The organism is Micromonospora mangrovicola (genome assembly GCF_047200535.1).
Lineage (GTDB): Bacteria > Actinomycetota > Actinomycetes > Mycobacteriales > Micromonosporaceae > Micromonospora.
In genome coordinates this window covers 1-890 of record NZ_JBJZOG010000249.1, presented here as the reverse complement: position 1 = coordinate 890, position 890 = coordinate 1, and the positions used below count along the sequence as shown (strand labels likewise).

The following is an 890-nucleotide window of genomic DNA, read 5'->3' as shown; positions in this document are numbered from 1 at the left end:
CTGCCGCAGAGCGCGCAGAAGCAGCAGAAGCCGCGTGGCCTGCTCGGTGACGCCTGGCTCGACCTGCGTCGCAAGCCGCTGTTCTGGATCTCGGCCGGGTTCATTGTGGTGTTCCTGCTGATGGCCGCGTTCCCGCAGCTGTTCTCCTCCGGTGACCCGGTCAACGGCGCCCTGTCGCGTAGCCGGGTGGAGCCGTCGGCGCACGCCTGGTTCGGCTTCGACGTGCAGGGCCGTGACGTGTACGCCCGCACCATCTACGGCGCCCGCGCCTCGGTGGTGGTGGCCGTGCTGTCCACCCTCGGCACCCTGCTGATCGGTGGCGCGATGGGCGTCGTCGCCGGCTACCGCGGTGGCTGGGTGGACGCGCTGCTGTCGCGTATCGCGGACATCTTCTTCGGCCTGCCGTTCGTGCTCGGCGCGATCGTCATCCTGACCACCTTCAACGGGGCCGGGACGGACAACAGCGAGTGGCAGATCATGGCGCTGGTGATCATGTCGCTGACGGTGCTGAGCTGGCCGGTGGTCATGCGGCTGATGCGGTCCTCGGTGCTGGCCACCAAGGAGGCCGACTACATCGTCGCGGCCCGGGCGCTGGGCGCCAGCACCGGCCGGATCATCCTCAAGCACCTGCTGCCGAACTGTCTGGCGCCGCTGCTGGTGTACGGCACGATCATGGTCGGCTCGTTCATCGGCGCGGAGGCCACGCTGTCCTTCCTGGGCATCGGCCTGAAGACCCCCGTCGTGTCCTGGGGCATCATGATCAGCGAGGCGCAGAACTACATCCGGGTCTCGCCGTTCCTGCTGTTCTTCCCCGCCGCGTTCCTCGTCGCCGCCGTGCTGAGCTTCGTCATGCTCGGTGAGGCGGTCCGCGAGGCCCTCGACCCGAAGCT

1 protein-coding gene is annotated in these 890 nt (G+C 68.5%); it reads left to right on the top strand.

Going from position 1 to position 890, the window contains the following annotated elements:
- The coding region (locus tag ACL02O_RS34310; RefSeq protein ID WP_412822340.1) for an ABC transporter permease at positions 1 to 890 on the top strand (890 nt) is incomplete at its 3' end.